22 protein-coding genes and 1 rRNA gene are annotated in these 18709 nt (G+C 47.8%); 1 reads left to right on the plus strand and 22 read right to left on the minus strand.

The window, feature by feature from the left end:
* Positions 1-4: 4 nt before the first annotated feature.
* The 12 genes from pth to metG form a co-directional block, all read right to left on the minus strand.
* Positions 5-562 (minus strand): aminoacyl-tRNA hydrolase, encoded by a 558-nt coding sequence (pth, locus tag ACHWTJ_RS00125; protein ID WP_394678913.1) that lies wholly within the window; start codon positions 560-562, stop codon positions 5-7.
* An 88-nt stretch (positions 563-650) separates the two neighbouring features.
* Positions 651-1607 carry a ribose-phosphate diphosphokinase gene (locus tag ACHWTJ_RS00130; RefSeq protein ID WP_012368955.1) on the minus strand — a complete coding sequence of 319 codons (957 nt, stop codon included), beginning with the start codon at positions 1605-1607 and terminating at the stop codon, positions 651-653.
* Between the two features lie 55 nt (positions 1608-1662).
* Positions 1663-3012: a bifunctional UDP-N-acetylglucosamine diphosphorylase/glucosamine-1-phosphate N-acetyltransferase GlmU gene (gene glmU / locus ACHWTJ_RS00135; RefSeq protein WP_294740317.1), complete on the minus strand. Its 1350-nt coding sequence runs from the start codon at positions 3010-3012 to the stop codon at positions 1663-1665.
* Positions 3013-3180: 168 nt separating this feature from the next.
* Entirely contained in the window at positions 3181-3492 is a 312-nt protein-coding gene (gene spoVG, locus ACHWTJ_RS00140) for a septation regulator SpoVG (protein WP_294740318.1), read from the minus strand.
* A gap of 158 nt (positions 3493-3650) precedes the next feature.
* The gene (gene purR / locus ACHWTJ_RS00145) at positions 3651-4490 is read right to left on the minus strand and encodes a pur operon repressor (protein ID WP_023466544.1); all 840 of its coding nucleotides are present in this window, start codon (positions 4488-4490) and stop codon (positions 3651-3653) included.
* Between the two features lie 69 nt (positions 4491-4559).
* Positions 4560-5420 (minus strand): 4-(cytidine 5'-diphospho)-2-C-methyl-D-erythritol kinase, encoded by an 861-nt coding sequence (ispE, locus tag ACHWTJ_RS00150; RefSeq protein WP_394678914.1) that lies wholly within the window; start codon positions 5418-5420, stop codon positions 4560-4562.
* Positions 5421-5515: 95 nt separating this feature from the next.
* On the minus strand, positions 5516-5755 hold the full coding sequence (locus ACHWTJ_RS00155) for a Veg family protein (RefSeq protein WP_012368950.1): 240 nt from the start codon (positions 5753-5755) through the stop codon (positions 5516-5518).
* 84 nt (positions 5756-5839) lie between these two features.
* Positions 5840-6718, minus strand: a complete 879-nt coding sequence (rsmA, locus tag ACHWTJ_RS00160) for a 16S rRNA (adenine(1518)-N(6)/adenine(1519)-N(6))-dimethyltransferase RsmA (protein WP_023466540.1) — start codon at positions 6716-6718, stop codon at positions 5840-5842.
* The gene (gene rnmV, locus ACHWTJ_RS00165; RefSeq protein WP_023466539.1) at positions 6715-7272 is read right to left on the minus strand and encodes a ribonuclease M5; all 558 of its coding nucleotides are present in this window, start codon (positions 7270-7272) and stop codon (positions 6715-6717) included. Before rnmV ends, rsmA begins: the two co-directional genes overlap by 4 nt.
* Positions 7273-7338: 66 nt before the next feature.
* The gene (locus ACHWTJ_RS00170; RefSeq protein WP_394678916.1) at positions 7339-8607 is read right to left on the minus strand and encodes a ubiquitin-like domain-containing protein; all 1269 of its coding nucleotides are present in this window, start codon (positions 8605-8607) and stop codon (positions 7339-7341) included.
* Complete coding sequence (locus ACHWTJ_RS00175) at positions 8607-9374, minus strand: TatD family hydrolase (RefSeq protein WP_294748294.1); 768 nt, start codon at positions 9372-9374, stop codon at positions 8607-8609. Before ACHWTJ_RS00175 ends, ACHWTJ_RS00170 begins: the two co-directional genes overlap by 1 nt.
* Before the next feature lie 59 nt (positions 9375-9433).
* A complete protein-coding gene (gene metG, locus ACHWTJ_RS00180) occupies positions 9434-11413 on the minus strand; it encodes a methionine--tRNA ligase (protein ID WP_294750956.1) in 1980 nt (659 codons plus the stop codon).
* Positions 11414-11737: 324 nt separating this feature from the next.
* On the opposite strand from metG, the gene ACHWTJ_RS00185 reads away from it, so the two are divergent.
* On the plus strand, positions 11738-12034 hold the full coding sequence (locus ACHWTJ_RS00185) for an AbrB/MazE/SpoVT family DNA-binding domain-containing protein (protein ID WP_023466531.1): 297 nt from the start codon (positions 11738-11740) through the stop codon (positions 12032-12034).
* A 35-nt stretch (positions 12035-12069) separates the two neighbouring features.
* Here the strand turns inward: ACHWTJ_RS00185 and rsmI are convergent, their stop codons facing one another.
* The 10 genes from rsmI to rrf all read right to left on the minus strand — a co-directional run.
* Positions 12070-12927 (minus strand): 16S rRNA (cytidine(1402)-2'-O)-methyltransferase, encoded by an 858-nt coding sequence (gene rsmI, locus ACHWTJ_RS00190; protein ID WP_294740323.1) that lies wholly within the window; start codon positions 12925-12927, stop codon positions 12070-12072.
* Positions 12924-13178: a GIY-YIG nuclease family protein gene (locus ACHWTJ_RS00195; RefSeq protein ID WP_294740324.1), complete on the minus strand. Its 255-nt coding sequence runs from the start codon at positions 13176-13178 to the stop codon at positions 12924-12926. The genes rsmI and ACHWTJ_RS00195 overlap by 4 nt, the downstream gene beginning before the upstream one ends.
* Positions 13171-13908 (minus strand): tRNA1(Val) (adenine(37)-N6)-methyltransferase, encoded by a 738-nt coding sequence (locus ACHWTJ_RS00200; protein WP_394678915.1) that lies wholly within the window; start codon positions 13906-13908, stop codon positions 13171-13173. The genes ACHWTJ_RS00195 and ACHWTJ_RS00200 overlap by 8 nt, the downstream gene beginning before the upstream one ends.
* Before the next feature lie 51 nt (positions 13909-13959).
* Complete coding sequence (yabA, locus tag ACHWTJ_RS00205) at positions 13960-14310, minus strand: DNA replication initiation control protein YabA (protein WP_119182633.1); 351 nt, start codon at positions 14308-14310, stop codon at positions 13960-13962.
* 8 nt (positions 14311-14318) lie between these two features.
* Complete coding sequence (locus ACHWTJ_RS00210) at positions 14319-15149, minus strand: stage 0 sporulation family protein (protein ID WP_029343044.1); 831 nt, start codon at positions 15147-15149, stop codon at positions 14319-14321.
* 6 nt (positions 15150-15155) lie between these two features.
* The gene (locus tag ACHWTJ_RS00215; protein WP_023466521.1) at positions 15156-16148 is read right to left on the minus strand and encodes a DNA-directed DNA polymerase; all 993 of its coding nucleotides are present in this window, start codon (positions 16146-16148) and stop codon (positions 15156-15158) included.
* The gene (locus ACHWTJ_RS00220) at positions 16148-16477 is read right to left on the minus strand and encodes a cyclic-di-AMP receptor (protein WP_023466519.1); all 330 of its coding nucleotides are present in this window, start codon (positions 16475-16477) and stop codon (positions 16148-16150) included. Before ACHWTJ_RS00220 ends, ACHWTJ_RS00215 begins: the two co-directional genes overlap by 1 nt.
* Positions 16474-17112, minus strand: a complete 639-nt coding sequence (gene tmk, locus ACHWTJ_RS00225) for a dTMP kinase (protein ID WP_294740326.1) — start codon at positions 17110-17112, stop codon at positions 16474-16476. The genes ACHWTJ_RS00220 and tmk overlap by 4 nt, the downstream gene beginning before the upstream one ends.
* Complete coding sequence (locus tag ACHWTJ_RS00230; RefSeq protein WP_294740327.1) at positions 17109-18527, minus strand: aminotransferase class I/II-fold pyridoxal phosphate-dependent enzyme; 1419 nt, start codon at positions 18525-18527, stop codon at positions 17109-17111. Before ACHWTJ_RS00230 ends, tmk begins: the two co-directional genes overlap by 4 nt.
* A 69-nt stretch (positions 18528-18596) precedes the next feature.
* Positions 18597-18709 (minus strand): 5S ribosomal RNA (gene rrf, locus ACHWTJ_RS00235); the annotation flags it as partial.

Consider the following 18709-nt stretch of genomic DNA (forward strand, 5'->3'; position numbering starts at 1 on the left):
GCGTTCAGTTATACCGATTCATCAAAGCGAGAAACGGTGTGTCTATGAAGTCCGTCGCTACATCGACAGACGCATTGAGTACGTGTTGCAAACTTCCTTGTTCCGCCTTCGAAAAATTCATTAACACCCAGTCGATGACTTGGATGGGTACCGGTGGTCGACCGACGCCGAGCTTAAGGCGCTTGATCTCCTGCGTACCGAGGTGCTGGATCAACGACTTGACGCCGTTATGACCGCCTGCACTACCTTTTGAACGCAACCGTAGTTTCTCAAGCGGCAAGTCTAGATCATCATAGATGACGAGCACATCTTCGACCGCGATTTTATAGAAATCAAGTAACGGTCGCACCGCTTCCCCTGATAAGTTCATATACGTCAATGGCTTGACGAGCACGACACGTTCTCCGTCTATCATTCCCGTTCCGAAGAGGGCTTTAAACTTCGATTCTGAAAGCGTGATCCCGTGCTTCTCCGCTAAGGCATCAATCGCAAGAAAACCGATGTTGTGGCGCGTATTCGCATACTTCGCTCCAGGATTCCCTAATCCGACGATACATTTCATATCGATTCCTCATTTCTATTTAAAAAAGTAAACGAACAAGGGTCCGATTTCAATAAACCGGACCACGTCGTTCGTATGCATCAAGCAATCAGCTGAAGAGCGGGCTGATTGATTTCTGTTCGTGTACACGGATGATTGCTTCTGCAAGCAAGCGTGCCACAGAGATTTGTTTGATTTTGCTTGCACATTCGCGTTGTGTCAAGTCGATCGTGTTCAAGACGACGAGTTCTTCGATCGCTGAATTCTCGATTCGCTCCATTGCTGGACCTGAAAGAACAGGGTGTGTACAACATGCATAGACTTGCTTCGCTCCGTTTTCGATCAAAGCGTTCGCTGCAAGTGTGATCGTACCCGCTGTATCGATGATGTCATCGATGATGATGGCAATCTTGCCATCGACTTGACCGACGATGTTCATGACTTCTGCGACGTTCGGTTTCGGACGGCGTTTGTCGATGATCGCGATAGGTGCTTTTAATTGTTCTGCTAATTTACGTGCCCGTGTGACACCGCCATGGTCTGGAGAAACGATGACGAGTTCGTTTGGATCGATGTTCTTTTTCTCGAAGTATGAAGCGAGAAGCGGTACACCCATCAACTGATCTACTGGAATATCGAAGAACCCTTGGATTTGCGCTGCATGGAGATCCATCGTCACAACGCGTGTCGCCCCTGCTACTTCAAGCAAGTTCGCAACGAGTTTCGCCGTGATTGGCTCACGTGAACGTGCTTTGCGGTCTTGACGCGCGTAACCGTAATACGGAATGACGACGTTGATCGTCCGTGCAGACGCCCGTTTCAGTGCATCGATCATGATGAGAAGTTCCATCAGGTTTTCGTTGACTGGTTGGCTTGTCGATTGAATGATGTAAATATCATCTCCTCGGACACTTTCTTCGATGTTCATCGAAATTTCGCCATCACTGAAGTGTTTGACTGAACTTTCGCTGACCGGGATTCCGATGACTTTAGCGATTTCCTCTGCCAGTGGTTTGTTCGAGTTGAGTGCGAAAATACGAATTTCATGTTCTAAGACAGTAGACATGTGTAGGTGGCCTCCATTTGTTTGGGTTTAGACGAGTAGAGCGACAAGTAATGAATTAACGATAATCGGGTTTCGTCGTTTGACGTTCCCGTGCGATCGCGAGACCGTTTTCCGGCACATCATCCGTGACGGTTGATCCGGCAGCAACAAGGGCGTTCTTGCCGACCGTGACCGGTGCGATCAAGTTGACGTTACAGCCGATGAAAGCATCGTCCTCAATGATCGTCTGGAATTTATTTTTTCCATCGTAGTTGACCGTGATCGATCCACAACCGAGATTGACGTTCTCTCCGATTGTCGCATCTCCGACATAGCTCAGGTGGGCTGATTTACTACCTTCACCAAATGTTGATTTTTTGATTTCAACGAAGTTTCCGACGCGTGTGTTCGCTCCGAGAACCGCTTGTTGACGTAAATGCGCGAATGGACCGACTTGTGCCGCTGGACCAATCTTGCTGTCCGTGACGACGGATTGACGAACAACAGCACCATCTGCCACTTCACTGTTACGGATATCCGAGTTCGGACCAATCGTACATTCTGAACCGATGACCGTCTGACCGAGTAACTGCGTTCCCGGATAAAGAACAGTATCTGAACCAATCGTGACGTCCGGTCCGATGTATGTCGAAGACGGATCAACGAACGTGACACCTTGACGCATCCAGTACTCGTTCGTCCGCTTACGCATCGACGTTTCCGCTTGTGCAAGTGCGACGCGGTCATTGACGCCAATCGTCTCTTCGAACGTAGGTGCCGCGTACGCTGCGATCGTTTCGCCTGCTGCCTTTGCAATCTCAATAACGTCTGGTAAGTAATACTCACCTTGTGCGTTATCGTTCTTGACCTGCTTCAGCGTCGCGAACAACATCTCGTTATCAAATACATACGTACCAGTATTAATTTCACGAATCGCGAGTTCTTCTGCATTCGCATCCTTATGCTCGACGATTTTCGAGACGTTTCCGTCCTCGCCACGCACGATTCGTCCGTAACCGGTCGGATCATCAGCGAGTGCCGTCAAGACGGTCACTTTTGCGTTCGTCTCCGTATGATGTTGTAACAATGAAGCTAGTGTATCACTTGTCAAGAGTGGTGTATCGCCACAAACGACGAGCGTTGCTCCCTGTTCGTTCCCGAGTACGGGTTCTGCCATTTGAACAGCATGTCCTGTGCCAAGCTGCTCACTTTGAAGTGCGTATTCCACCGATGTGCCAAGCACTTCTTTGACGGATTCCGCACCGTGACCGACGATGACGACCTGTCGCTTGACGCCGAGCGTCGCTAATTGATCGACGACGTGCTGTACCATAGGTTTCCCAGCGACTGGGTGAAGTACTTTGTAAAGCTTCGATTTCATCCGAGTCCCTTTACCCGCTGCTAGAATTACCGCGAAATGATTCATCCTTGTCGCTCCTCCACGTAAATTAGTGTTGATTTCGTTCAGAAATAGTACACTCGTTCCAACTATAACGAAAACGGCACCGTTATTCAATGATGGGACGAAGCGGAATCGAGGAAAAAACGAGAAAAAAGACAGCTTTTCCCAAGAAGAGAAAAGCTGTCTTTTTTCTTATACTTGATCTGTCGTTTGAACAGAAGAGACTTCGTAACCGATGCCTTCTTCTTGATCCTCACGTGCCGCATAGGCTTCGAGTACTGAATCTTCGACCTTTTTTCGCATTAATGCATTGATTGGATGAGCGACATCCCGGAAGATACCTTCTTGCGTTCGTTTGCTTGGCATGGCGACGAAGAGACCACTATTCCCTTCGATGACACGCAAATCATGTACCACGAATTCGTGGTCGAGCGTAATAGAGGCAAGTGCTTTCATTCGACCCTCTGCCACGACGCGACGAATTTTAACGTCCGTAACGTTCATTTTGTCCGCACCCCTTTAACCGTTGTCACAACTCTTCGTTGTCTACTTCTACTTACGGCTTAAAACAAATAAAGGTTTAGTCTTTCCCAATCTTTTTACGCATAATTTCCAAAAGTTTGATAATTACAGTATAGTTACAATCTATACGGCTGTCAATTTCAGGTAGTCTCAGCTTCCGAGAAATAGTGATCGACGTTTCCACGCTTGACTTGGATTTGACCGAGATCGACGTCGACGTCTGCTAATTTCATTAAGCTGACGTATTCGTTGACCATCTTCTTCTCAGCACCCTCTGCCTCGATCAAGACACCCACACCTGCGACCTTTGCTTCGAACTCGCTCAAGAGACTCATCATTCCACGAATCGTTCCGCCGGCTTTCATGAAGTCATCGATCAATAAGACGTTCGCTCCGCGTGGTAAGCTCCGGCGCGCAAGTGCCATCGTCCGGATCGCTTTTGAAGACCCTGAGACATAGTTGATGCTGACCGTTGATCCTTCCGTGACGCGACTATCCGATCGCACGATGACGAACGGCACACCCAGTTGCTCAGCGACCGCATAAGCAAGCGGAATTCCTTTCGTCGCGATCGTCATGACGACATCAACTTTCTTTTGGCTAAAGACAGACGCAAACACTTGCCCCATTTGTTTGACCATCTTCGGATCCCCGAGTAAGTCCGTTAAATAGAGGTATCCCCCCGGTAACAGTCGATCTGGACGTGCGACACGTTCACATAGATCATCGATGAACGGTAACGCCTTCTTACTGCTCCACGTCGGGATGAACATAACGCCACCCGCAGCACCTGGTACGGTGACGAGACGACCTGTTCCCTCATGTTCTAACATCTCACTGACGATATCTAAATCTTCACTGATCGACGATTTCGCCGATTTATAGCGTTCTGCAAAAATCGTCAATGAGACGAGATGATGGGGATGGTCAAGCAAGTACCGCGTCATGTCGACCAATCGACCACTTCTCCGAATTTTCATTTGTTTTGTTCCACCTCTCCGTAATTCCGAATATTCAATAGTGAATATATCATTTTCATACGGATGTTATCAATGGTTTTCGCCTAAAAGACGAACGACGTAGACTTCGTTACAAAAGCCACGTAATCCATTATAGAGACGTTGTGCCCGATTCTCGTGTTCCGTCAATGCAAAGACTGTCGGACCACTTCCGCTCATCAAGACGCCTTCTGCGCCACAGCTTGCCATGAATTCCTTGATCTGCTCGACTTCCGGGTGCATCGGCAACGTGACCGATTCGAGAACATTTCCGAGTGATTGGCAGATACCTTGGAAATCTTGCGCCTTCACCGCATCGATCATCGCTTCGACGTTCGGACGTTTTGCCGTGTTCAAGTCGAGGGCACCATAGACGTCAGCCGTCGAGACACCGATCGTCGGTTTAGCAAGAACGACCCAGCATGGGGGTGGTGAGACAAGTTTTTCTAGCTTCTCTCCGCGACCTGTTGCAATCGCTGTTCCACCCATGACACAAAACGGAACATCAGATCCAACCGCTGCGCCGACTTCTGCCAACTCTTCAAGTGTCAAGCCGAGTTGCCATAACTCATTCAAACCGCGTAACGTCGCTGCCGCGTCACTGGAACCACCAGCAAGTCCCGCTGCGACCGGGATGTGTTTCTCTAAAAAGATTTCGACCCCCGTCTTAACCTCGTATTTTTCTTTTAAGATCGCTGCTGCTTTATACGCAAGATTACGTTCGTCGTTCGGAACGTAAGCATGCTGGGCATTCATGCGAATTTCTCCTGACGGCAGCTCCGTCAATTCTAGACGGTCTGCCAAATCGACTGTCGTCATCACCATATGTACATCGTGATAGCCGTCCTGGCGCTTTGCCGTCGCATCCAGGACTAGGTTGATCTTGGCCGGAGCCTTTACAATAATCGTCATCGTGCCGTTCCTCCTCTAGTTCGTTTCCTGTAGGAATTGTATCAACCTTTCCACAAAAAAAGAAGCGAACATTTTGTCCGCTTCGGAAGGTAAGTTTACGAATTCGCAAATTCGATTTGTACGGAGTCTGTTAGCACGTCGGCGTAGCTATAAGAAACTCGCTCGACATTGTGGCGCTCTGCGTCTAGCTTGACTACAAACACCGAAGGATACGTCTCAACGAGCGTTCCGATTCGGGTTACGACCTTTTTACGACCGCCGCTTGCTTTTAGCGTCAGTCTTTCACCAACATGTGTTTCGAAAACATGTCTGATTTCGTTCAACGTCTTTGGCATACGCTTCACCTCACTAATATTTATTATAGCATATTAAATAAATATTAGAAAGGGGAAATATTATATCTGTTCTAATCGTATCCGTCAACGTTTTTTAATTGGCAAAAGTGCATCCGCTAACTGTGCGAATTCCTGCAGGCTGAGCGTTTCTCCACGACGACGTGGTTCGATTCCAGCTTCTAACAATGCCGCTTCGACCGCCGCCTTTTCTGTCTTCCCAAAGTGTGTCGTCAAGTTATTCAAAATCGTTTTCCGACGTTGTGCAAAACTTGCTCGGACGATTTCGAAGAAGAGGGCCTCATCCTGTGTCTGTACCGCTGGCTCTTTTCGAATGTTCAAACGAATGACTGCTGAATCGACGTTTGGTGCCGGAATGAAGACTTGTTTTGGAACCGTGAAGCAGACTTCAGCTTCCGCATAATACTGAATCGCAATCGACAAAGAACCGTATGCTTTCGTGCCCGGTTTTGCCCCGATTCGTTCAGCGACTTCCTTTTGAATCATCATGACGAGCGTTCGAAACGGCGCTTTCGCCTCGAGGATCCGCATGATGATTGGTGTCGTGACGTAATACGGCAGGTTCGCGACGACAGCAATGTCAGTGATTCCTTCTTGCGTGAACTCTTCTGCGACGATCGTCGAAAGATCAAGTTCAAGGGCATCCCCGTGAATGACCTTCGTATGAGGATACGGTGAAAGTGTATCGTCAAGAATCGGTAGTAGACGCTGATCAATCTCAAGAGCTACGACTTTTTTCGCCTGTTTCGCCGATTGCTCCGTTAATGAGCCAATGCCTGGTCCGATCTCGAGTACGCCGCTCTCAGGCGTTAACCCAGCTGCTCCGACGATGTTTCCTAATACGTTTAAATCGATTAAAAAGTTTTGTCCTAACGATTTTTTAAACGAAAAGCCATGTTTCGCTAAAATTTCTTTCGTCCGGTGCAATGTAGCAATGTCTTTCAAACTTCTTCCTCCTCTAATTGTTTCAGAGCCGCTTCCCATTCTGCCCGCGTGATCCGGATTGATGCGACACGTTTGACGAGTTGTTTGGCATTTGGTTCACCAATTGCAAGAATCTGACCGAGACGACGACGGCGGATCGAGGCTGCTGGTCCACCGATCAAATCGGCTGCTAGAATCATTTCACGTGTCACTTCGGCAACCGGTGCTTCTTCCGTTTCATAGACAGCAGCGAGCGCCTCTTCGATTGCGGCAGGTGAGGCATGTTCCACACCGATTTTACCTCGTTTATCTTTTGCTTGAGCACGCGGAAGATAGGCATGTTTACAGCCTGGTACGCGTTCGTTGATCCGGGCACGGATACGATCTCCTGGAAAATCAGGATCCGTGAAAATGATGACACCGCGTCGTTCCAGCGCCTTCTCGATGCGTTGCATCGTCTGTTCATTAACGGCTGAGCCGTTCGTTTCAATTGTATCGACATCAAAGACTTCTTGTAATCGTGTCGTATCATCGCGTCCTTCGACGACGATGACTTCTTTTAAGCGTTTCCGCATGATCTCTCCACCTTCTTCAAACACTCTCGTAATTGTACCTGTTTCCACGAAAAAAACAAGGAAGCGTCACGTGTCCGCTTCCGTTGCACTAGGAATGACCCAGACTTGCAGTTGTTTTCGACCGAACGTCTTCGCTTTTTGTTCCCCATCGACCAAGACATCGATCTTATTGCCTTTGATGGCGCCGCCGGTATCGAGGGCGATTGCGAGACCAATCCCTTCGACGTAGACCTTCGTACCAAGCGGAATAACTTTCGGATCAACTGCGATGATTGGCAACCCTTGGTAGGTAATCGTATCGGTCACGTCATACCCGGTCGCGGTCAAGGCGCGACCGTTATACAAACGACTGCCGTTTGAAGCTGGGTCGTTTGTATACGCTGTCGCTTCAACCATCAAGCTCTTCGCACTCGCAAAATCAAGGTCTGCATCAGCCTTCGGTGTTTCAGCTAGAGGATTCGTCGCCTGTTCTTCGTTGAAGACAGGTGCTTCGACGGGTGTCTCAACCGGTTTGGTTCCGACTTTGACGACTTGTTTGATTGGTGTTCGTGTCACTTGGTCATCAATCAGTTTTTTCTCTTTGCTCAGACCGTCAGCTAACGTCAATTGATACTTTTTCGTTCGGACACCTGGACGACCAGATGCCGTCACGAGTTGTTCGCCTTCCGGTAAAGTCGGATCCTTGACTTCTTCGATTTCAAACGGAACGAGCTGTTCCTGTGTCAACGTTGCACGACGTGTCGTGTTGACCGTAATCAACGTCCCTTCCGTCACACGGGTGTCGGGATCTGGAGCGACCCGATCTTCCTTTTGAAGACGGACTCCTTCTCGTGCTAGCAATTCCCGGACCGTTGTCTCATACGTGTAGAGTTGTCGGGCTTTTCCACCGACGACGAGATCAACAGGAAAAGCTTCCCGGTATCGCACCGTCATACCACTCGTCAGAATAGCGTCAGAGGACGGATAGATATCATCCGTCTCCGCTTTCTTGATCCCACGTTCTGCAAGCAAATCCTTTACTTGGCGCGCTTGCGTCCGAACGCGACGGGATTCACCATAGCCCATGATCAGTGTGATCTCTTTCGCACGCTGAATGACGATCAACCGTTTTTCTGGTAAATCAGCACTGAGCGCCGGTTCGATGATGTCATTCGTTCGCGTCGTAATGCCTGCTTCTTTGAGTACGCCATAAACGGAATCGGCTGTCGTTTCAATTTGCTGTTCTCGTCCATCAATCAAGACGGTCACGGTTTGTGGATGATCCATCATCCCATAGATGAGTGCAGCGACAAGTAAGAGGCTGAATCCAATCGTAGTAAACGTCAACGAACGCATCATGGCAGACGGAAGATCCGTTTTGCATTTTCTGTCGTTGCTGCTTCCACATCGGCATACATCATGCCACGAAGCTGCGCAATCTCTTCAGCCACGAATCGGACGTAAGCGGGTTCGTTGCGTTTCCCACGGTGTGGCGTCGGCGTCAGATAAGGACAATCCGTTTCAACGAGTAAACGATCGAGCGGCACTTCCTGCGCGACACGTTTCGGCATCTTCGCATTCTTGAACGTGACGGGACCTCCGAGTGAAATATAGAAGTTCATCGCGAGGCATCGTGGTAATAATTCAGCACTCATGCTGTAACTGTGCAGAATCCCTCCAACTTCTTTTGCATCCTCTTCTTCAAGGATCCGTAACGTATCTTCTGTCGCTTCTCGGTTATGAATGACGATCGGTTTCTTTTTCTGCTTCGCAAGCCGGATCTGTTTGCGGAAGGCTTCTTGCTGCACGCCCTTCGGTGATGTATCCCAGTGATAGTCGAGTCCGATTTCTCCAAGCGCAACGACTTTTTCATGATCCATCAACCGTTCGACCTTTTGGTAGGCTTCCTCATCAAAGTCGATCGAGTCGACGGGATGCCAGCCGATGACCGCATAAAGATCGTCATACGCTTCAACGAGCTCCATCGCGCGATCAATCGTCTTATGATCAAATCCGACGACGATCATCGGCGAAACGCCATTCGCACGTGCCCGCTCGATCGTCTCGTGGACATCATCTGCAAATTGGTCTGCATTCAAGTGAGTGTGTGTATCGATTAACATAGCTGTTCGACTCCTTCTTTAAAAAAATGCCTGTGACATGAAGTCCACAGGCATCGGTTTTATTTTACGCTTGCGCCGTTCGCCATCGTTGATGGGACCGTCGCCAGTTCAAGTTTTCCTGCTTTTTCAGCAGCAAGGACCATTCCTTGTGAGAGTTCGCCACGTAACGTGACTGGTTTTAAGTTCGCCACGACGATGACTTTTCGTCCGACTAAATCTTCCGGCTCATACCACTGAGCGATACCTGAGACGATTTGGCGTGTTTCTTTGCCCATATCAACTTGTAACTTCAACAGTTTTTTCGCCTTTTTGATTTTTTCAGCCGTCACGACTTCACCGACACGGAGTTCGATTTGGTCAAAGACATCAATTGTCGTTTCTGGACGAATATCTTCGTCTTCTTCTTCGACTTCCTCTTCCTCAACACGTGCTGCAGAAGCTTGACGCATCATGTCGACGATTGCTTCGACTTCTTCTTTGACGTCGAGACGTGGGAAGATCGGTGTCGCTGTACCGACTTTCGTTCCTGGCGTGATATCTGCGAATTTCTCGAGCGCTGCCCAGTCCATCGCTTGCCCAGAGAGACCCAGTTGCGCGAAGATCTCTTTTGGTGAACGTGTCATGAACGGTTGCAACATGATTGCCACGTGACGCAAGACACCGACGAGGTGCACCATGACAGAACCGAGTTCCGCCGTTTGGGATTCGTCTTTTGCAAGCACCCACGGTTGTGTCTCATCAATATATTTATTGGCACGGCTGATCAATTGCCAAATATGCGACAGTACGACAGAGAATTCCATGTGTTCCATCGATACTTCGACTTTCGTGACCGTTTCTTTTGCAAGATCCGACAGTGTCGCATCAAACGGTGTCACGTTACCTGTATAGGCTGGGATCTCACCATCAAAGTATTTCGTGACCATCGCGATCGTCCGGTTGAGTAAGTTCCCGAGATCGTTCGCTAAATCATAGTTCATCCGCTCAACGAATGCTTCAGGTGTGAACATACCGTCCGAACCGAATGGCACTTCCCGTAAGAGGTAGTAACGAAGAGCGTCGAGACCGTAGCGATCCGTCAATGGAATCGGATCGACGACATTTCCTTTTGATTTCGACATTTTTCCGTCTTTCATCAACAACCAACCATGTGCGAAGACTTTCTTCGGTAATGGGAGGTCAAGCGCCATCAAGAGTGCCGGCCAGATGATCGTGTGGAAACGAACGATTTCTTTTCCGACGAGATGGACATCTGCTGGCCAGTACTTATCGAAGTTACCATGATCGTCCGTACCATAACCGAGTGACGAGATATAGTTCGTCAACGCATCGATCCAGACATAGACGACGTGCTTCGGATTCGACGGGACTTGTACACCCCAGTTGAATGTCGTCCGTGAGACCGCTAAGTCTTGAAGACCTGGTTTAATGAAGTTATTGATCATTTCGTGTTTACGTGATTCTGGCAAGATGAATGACGGATTCGCTTCAAAGTACTCAAGCAGACGGTCCGCGTACTTGCTGATCCGGAAGAAGTAACATTCTTCACGAACGAGTTCGACCGGGTGTCCACTGTCAGGGCTCTTCCCATCGACGAGTTGTGATTCCGTATAGTACGTCTCATCCGGAATTGAATACCAACCTTCGTATTCACCTAAATAGATATCGCCCGATTCAAGAAGTGTCTCGAACACTTTTTCGACGACTTTCTTGTGACGTGGTTCTGTCGTCCGGATATAGTCATCGTACGAGATGTCGAGACGATCCCATAAGACTTTAATCTGTTCGACGACACCGTCGACGAATGCCTGTTCCGAGATCCCTGCTTCTGCTGCTTTTTCCTGAATTTTTTGACCGTGCTCATCGCTACCTGTCAAATACCGGACGTCGAATCCTTGAAGTCGTTTGTACCGTGCCATCGCATCTCCAGCCACCGTCGTGTACGCGTGACCGATATGTAGTTTTGCACTTGGATAGTAAATCGGGGTCGTGATGTAAAATGTCTTTGCCATGTTATTCCTCCGTTCTCTGATTTCCATCTTCATTATAGGCTATTATACGCTGTTACGGGGCTGATGTCGAAACTCGCTTTTTGTCGAATCAAAACATTTTTTGACATCAGACATCAAATTACAAAAAAACACACTCTATAGTTTCATTTCCTTAAAAAAGGGAAAATGTATTAATAAATCGTTTCAAATATGGGGTTTTTGAGAAATAAATGACATTTTGATTTCAAGCTATTCAGATTGGTTGACTACTTTTGGAAAGTCTAGTATTCTACATTCTATAGAAACGATGTCGAATTTTGACGATTTTTCAAAAGAAAAAGAGATCCATGACATCAAAGGAGGAACAACAAAATGAAATCAACAGGTATTGTACGTAAAGTAGACGAGCTCGGTCGTGTCGTAATTCCAATCGAATTGCGCCGTACACTTCAAATCGCAGAAAAGGATGCCCTCGAGATCTATGTCGACAACGAACAGATCATCCTTAAAAAATATAAACCAAACATGACTTGCCAAGTCACAGGCGAAGTATCAGAAGATAACTTCAAATTGGCTGATGGTAAATTGATTCTTTCACCAGACGGCGCGCAGCGCGTTCTCGTTGAATTAAAAGATTTCCTCGATCGTCACTACGCAAGCAACGAATAATTAAGAAAGGAAGCTCCTTAACAGGGCTTCCTTTTTTAATCTGCTTCGTGAAATGCAAGATACAGCTCTTGACGATCCAGTCCACGTTCCTTTGCGACACGTTTCAGCGCTGCATTCGGCTTTTCGCCTTCTTCGATATACCGACGGATTTGCTCGAGCGGATCACTGTCTTGGATGACCGCTTCCGGTCGTTCTTCGTTTGATCCTTCGACAAGAACGACGAATTCACCTCGCACTTCTTCTGCTGCCCAAGCGCGTAATTCACTCACGCTCCCCCGAATGTATTCTTCATACCGTTTCGTTAGTTCCCGGGCTAACGTTACCTGGCGATCACCAAGCACTTCTTCAATCCCTTGCAACATCTCTTTCAAACGATGCGGTGCTTCATAAAAGATGAGCGTTCCGGTTTCGTATTTCAATTGCTCCAACGCTTCGCGGCGCTCTTTTTTCTTCCGTGGCAAAAAGCCATAATACAAAAAGCGTTCCGTCGACAGACCGGACGCGACAAGAGCGGTCAACGCAGCGTTCGCACCCGGAAGAACGATGACAGGAATGTCTGCAACGATTGCTTGGCGAATCAGATCGCTTCCCGGGTCCGAGATACCAGGCATACCGGCGTCGGAGACGAGGGCGATTTGCTTTCCTGCCTCTAAATCAGTGAGGAGTCGTTCGCCGCTTGTTTGTTTATTGTGTTCATGGTAACTGACAAGCTTCGTCTCAATTGAAAAATGTCGAAACAGTTTCATCGTCTGTCGGGTATCTTCTGCTGCGACGATATCGGATTCCTGTAAGATTCGAACGGCCCGATACGTCATGTCTTCTAAATTGCCGATTGGTGTCGGGACGATATAGAGCCCAGCCCCTTGCTGTTGATAGCTACTCGTCGCTTTCATGAGGTTCCTCCTTGAATCAACCGTTCTTTTTGTGAACGGGTTAATTGTTTAATCGCATATTCCCGCTTCATTGCTTCTGACTTCGTCGTAAAAACTTCCTGATGAACGAGAACGACTGGCAGACGAGCACGTGTATACTTCGCTCCCTTACCTGCATTATGTGTCGCGATGCGTTGCGTGACATCTACCGCGTAACCCGTATAATACGTATCATCTTGGCACCGAACGATATAGACTGCATGCTCAGACATCGAACAGTTCCTTCATCTGATCCGCATACGAGTTGTCCGCTTCATAGACAATGAATGGGGGAAGCACCTTTAGTCCAGGTTTTGCATCCTTGATCCCCTCGACCAAGAGCATGTTTGCTTCCTTTCCTGCTTTCGGATAAATCAGCTGCATCCGTTTCGGTTCCAAGCGATATGTCCGCATCAAGGTGACGATATCGAGCAGTCGTTCCGGTCGATGGACGAACGCTGCTTTTCCGCCTTGTTTCAACAAATCTGATGCACCACGAATACAGTCTTCAAGGGTACAGAGGACTTCGTGCCTTGCAATCGTATAATGTTCACTTTGGTTTTGGTTCGATGTCTCGTTTGCTAAAAAATAAGGCGGATTACAGGTGACAGCATCATAGATGCCGTATCCAAGACGTGCTCCTGCCTCTTTGACGTCTCCTTCAATCATCTCGATCTGGTCGTTCAGTTCATTCAAGATGATGCTACGTCGTGCCATCTCCGCTAGTCGTGGCTGGATTTCAAGACCCGTGATCTGCCCTTTCGTCCGGTAGGATAAAAAGAGTGGAATCGCACCGTTTCCCGAGCAAAGATCGGCAATCCGTCCCTGTTGAATCGGGACCCACGCAAATCGTGCGAGCAGTGCCGCATCGAGTGAATACGAGAAGACGGATGGACTTTGAATGATCTTCCCTTCCTGTCCTAAGAGATAATCAAGTCGTTCGTCTGGTAATAGTTCAAACATGTCGTGCCTTCCTTTCCGAAAAAAAGACTGACTCATGTAGAAGTCAGCCTCTCAATGTTTCGTTAACATGGATAAGCAGAAGAGACAATCGCCGTCTTTTCGTACTTGTCCATAATGCAAGTTACAGATATGGAACCCTTCCTGGTACAATCGTCCGAGATTATCGTAGCCCGCACCGACGCCTGCTTCCGCTTCTTCCGCTTCCGTGACCGGCTGTTGTTCATCGCGTTCGACTTTTTCTCGAAGATGATGATTCTCCAGGTACAGATGTTGGTTCTCTTCCATCATGTAAGCCAGCTGATCCTTTAACACGCTCAGATGCTCAGTCAGCAAATGAATCTGTTGCTCAATCGCATCGACACGCGTAATGATTTCTTTTTTATCGACTCTCTCCACGCGTATGCACCCCGTTATTCTTTTGGTCGTTTTGGTTTTACGGCACCAACGGATAATAGTTCTTCCATTGAGTACGTCAAGACGCGGGAACGATCCTTCAGTTCGATTTGAACGACTTGATCGAGGATGTTCAAACCAACGACGCGTCCTTCGCCTTCAGGTACTGTCAAACGTTTTCCGTAGTCCGGCAAATCACGGCGCATTTCTTCATACGTATCGTTCTCATATTTCAGACAGCACATCAAACGACCACATACTCCTGAAATCTTCGTCGGATTCAACGACAGGTTTTGATCTTTTGCCATCTTGATCGAAACCGGTTCGAACTCACCGAGGAAAGATGAACAACATAAGACACGACCACACGGACCGATGCCTCCCAGTAACTTCGCTTCATCCCGAACACCGATTTGACGGAGTTCAATACGCGTCCGGAAGACCGCCGCTAAATCTTTGACGAGCTCACGGAAGTCAACACGTCCTTCTGCCGTGAAGTAGAAGATGACCTTATTGCGATCAAACGTGTACTCGACATCGACCAATTTCATATCGAGTTTATGTTCACGGATTTTTTCGACACATACCGCATGTGCATCAAGCGCTGCGACTTTATTTTCGCGGACGATCATTGCATCCTTATCGTCAGCAATACGAAGAATGGATTTCAGTGGCAACACCACATCTTCTTCGTCCATTTGTTTATCGGCGATGACCACTTCGCCATATTCAATGCCCCGTACCGTCTCAACGATGACTGCTTGTCCTCGTGATAATGACTCTTGTCCAGGTGCAAAATAATAAATTTTGCCCGCTTCTTTAAAGCGAACGCCTACTACTTCTAGCATGTCGCTCTACCCTTTCTGTAAGTCAAACATGAGACGCTCAACTGTTAATTGGGGATTAACATTCGCTTCGACCCGTCTTACTGCGGCAAGCACAGCTTGCAACCAGCGGGTGATCGTCGTCTGGCTCTTGGACCCCATCTGTTCAAGTTGGGGTTTACTATTCGTATAGGTCATACCTTCCCACGCCGGATTCAGTTTCAGACGTAAGACATCCTCGAAGAAACAGGTGACGAGTTCAAGACCGATTCGGACATCCTGACGGTTCTTGAATTGTCCCATCCATTTCTCTTGTACGAACAGTGGTAAATCAGCCGGACGATTCGCTAATTCCTCCATCAATTGTAACACTGACGCTCGCGCATTTACAAACCAGTCTTCGAGTAATGCTTCTTCTGCATCCTCAACTTTTGGATAGACACGCGCTGCCAATTGCGTCAACTCGTGGTCCCGTCCCGTTTTTTCAGATAAAACCTCGCCAATCATTTGACGATCCGCCGGACGAAAACTTAATAACTGTCCCCGCGATCGAATCGTCGGTAAAAGGAGCTGGGGTTGATTCGTCAACAATAAAGCCACTTTTCCTTCTCCTGGTTCCTCAAAGAACTTCAGCAAACTGTTTGCTGCCTGGGGAGTCATCTTATGGGACTGGGTAATGACATAAATCTGACGATCGCCTTCAAGTCCTCGGAGTGAGAGATCATGCATCAATTGTTGAATCTGTTCTTTTTTGATGGTCGCGCCATCTGGTTCGATTTCATAATAATCGACCAAGTTGCCACTTTCCATCCGCCGACAGCTACGACAGACACCACACGGCTCTACATCAACCGGGTCCTCACAAAAAAGGCTTTTCGCGAACAAGTGAGCCGCTTCAAGTAGAAGCGGCTCATAGTCTCCGGTGAAGATATAAGCGTGATTGATTCGATCGTTTCGTAACGAATTTTGAAGAATCGTCGAAATGACCGATTGTGTCTGTTCCAGTTCATGAAACGTCTGCATCAGAATTGATGAAACCCTTCGATTGGTAAGACGAAGACCGTTGCCCCGCCTACCTGGACTTCAACAGGGTATGGGATATAAGAATCGGCATGACCACCCATTGGTGAGATTGGAGAAACCATCTGTTCGCGGCTTGAGCAGTTCTTTTTGATCAATCGCAACAAATCATCGAGACGCTCACTCTGTACACCAATCATGAACGTCGTGTTCCCTTCTTTAAGAAAACCACCTGTCGTTGCCAGTTTCGTTGCTCGGAAATCATGCTCGACAAGTGCTTCCGCCAAACGTAAGCTATCTTTATCTTGAACGATCGTAATGACCATTTTCATGAGAATCTCTCCTTTTCTTCTAAATACGTAATGACATCTTCCACTAAGTCCTGATGAATCGCTTCAATCGATCGATTAGCTTGTACGATCTGCACCCGTTCCGGATCCGATGCTGCAATCTGTTGGAAACCTTCATAGACGCGGGCACGAAACGCATCATCTCGCTGCTCGATTCGATCAAGTGCTCCCCGGTCCATCATTCGTTTTTTAGAATCCGTTACCGTTAAATCAAATAAATACGTTCGGTTTGGCGCTAACCCACCTGTTGCAGAATCATTGATTTGACGCACGAGATCAATCGGATGTCCAAGACCATACCCTTGATACGCAAGTGACGCATCAACGAATCGGTCACATAAGACGATTGTGCCTGCCTCTAACGCCGGTCGAATCAATTCCTCGACATGCTGGGCACGAGACGCTGCATACAACAGAATTTCTGTCATCTCTTTCATCTCTTCAAAATCAGGATTCAAAATCAACGAACGAATTTCGTTCCCAACGCGTGTCCCACCTGGCTCACGGGTCGTCATGACGTTATAGCCTTTTTCTTTTAACACATCACTAAGCAATTGTAATTGTGTCGTTTTACCGGCACCATCTGGTCCTTCGACAGTAATGAACGTACCTTTCATCCTTCAAACCCTTCCTCTATGACGCGTAACGCTCCTCGTTGCAATTGTTCGCCCCCTTGCAAATGAACGGCTACGGTTTGATAATGTCGTAAACGTAGTACGTGTTCCGCCGTAATGCGTTCGCCTCTGACGATCAACGGAATGCCTGGCGGGTACGGAATAATCGTTTCGAGTGAAACATGACCGATACACTCATCCAGCTGACGGAACGTACCTGTTGCTTGTTCTAACTGTTCATAAGAACAAGCTAAAGCAGATACTTGTATTTTACCCATAATTGGTTGCTCGATATACCTTTTCAAAGGAATTCCTTCTGATTTCATCATTTGAATGGCTCGTTCGACACGGTGGACCCAGTCAGCCTGCTCAGACTTAGCTAGCGGACGAAGTGGCAAAATACAGACGACGTGATCTCCTAGAGCAAATTCCGCATCGAGTTGAACAGCTCGTAACGCATGTAGCAGCGCATCTCCTGAATATCCCTCATATGTTAATGTCATCCGTGACCAATCGTCGAATCGCAGAACCGCCATATGATCGAACCGTTGAAGTGCTTTGATGAATGCATCATGACTAGCTTGAACATCTGACATCCCTTTAACTGTCCATTGTTCACGATAGGAACGGGCATAATCTAATGAAGCCAGGAGTAAATATGAAGGACTCGAAGTCTGAAACGCTTGAAGCGCTCGCTGTAACTTCCTTCTCATCTTTTCTGAAAATCGCTCATGCATCCATGCTCCCATCGTCAGTGCTGGAAGTGTTTTATGAGCAGACTGGACAACAGCAGTTGCTCCCAACTCAAATGCAGAACGTACACCAAATGCTTCACCGAAATGTGCACCATGTGCTTCATCCACTAACAAAGGGAGCCCGTGCGACGTTGTGATCTGAACGAGTGACGCGATATCAGCTGCTTCCCCGTAATAGGTCGGTGAAGTGATAAACACGCCGACTCCTCCTGGATATTTCGTAAACGCTTCCTTTAATGTTTCACGTGAAACATGTCCACTGATTCCCGTTTCCTTATGGATGTCTGGTTCAAGAAAGATCGGTTCGATCCCCAGCCATTCTAATGCATTGAACACCGATTTATGCGAATTACGCTGTACATAAACACGCTCTCCTCTTGCTGCTGTAGCTGCAAGCATCGCCCAGTTCCCAACGGTCGAACCATTCACAAGGAAATGACTCGCTTTTGCACCATAGACTTTTTGCAGCAAAGCTATCGCGTCAGCAATAGCCTCTTCCGGATGATGAAAATCATCTAGACCAGGTAATTCTGTGACGTCCCATTTAAAGAAGTCAGGAAGAGGCGTCAATGTTCCATTCTTATGACCGGGAACATGCCATGAGATGGGCGTTCGATCTAAGTGACGTTGAAGTGCATGTACAATAGGAAGTTCGTGTTTCATGAAAAAACTCCTTTTCCTCTAAAATGATTACACAAAAAGACCGACCTGCAATCTGCAGATCGGTCAAGTGCCTGGCAACGTCCTATCCTCACAGGGGGAAGCCCCCAACTACTTTCGGCGTTCAAGTGCTTAACTTCCGTGTTCGGCATGGGAACGGGTGTGACCACTTGGCTATCGTCACC

The sequence above is a fragment of the uncultured Exiguobacterium sp. genome, assembly GCF_964277885.1.
GTDB lineage: Bacteria > Bacillota > Bacilli > Exiguobacteriales > Exiguobacteriaceae > Exiguobacterium_A.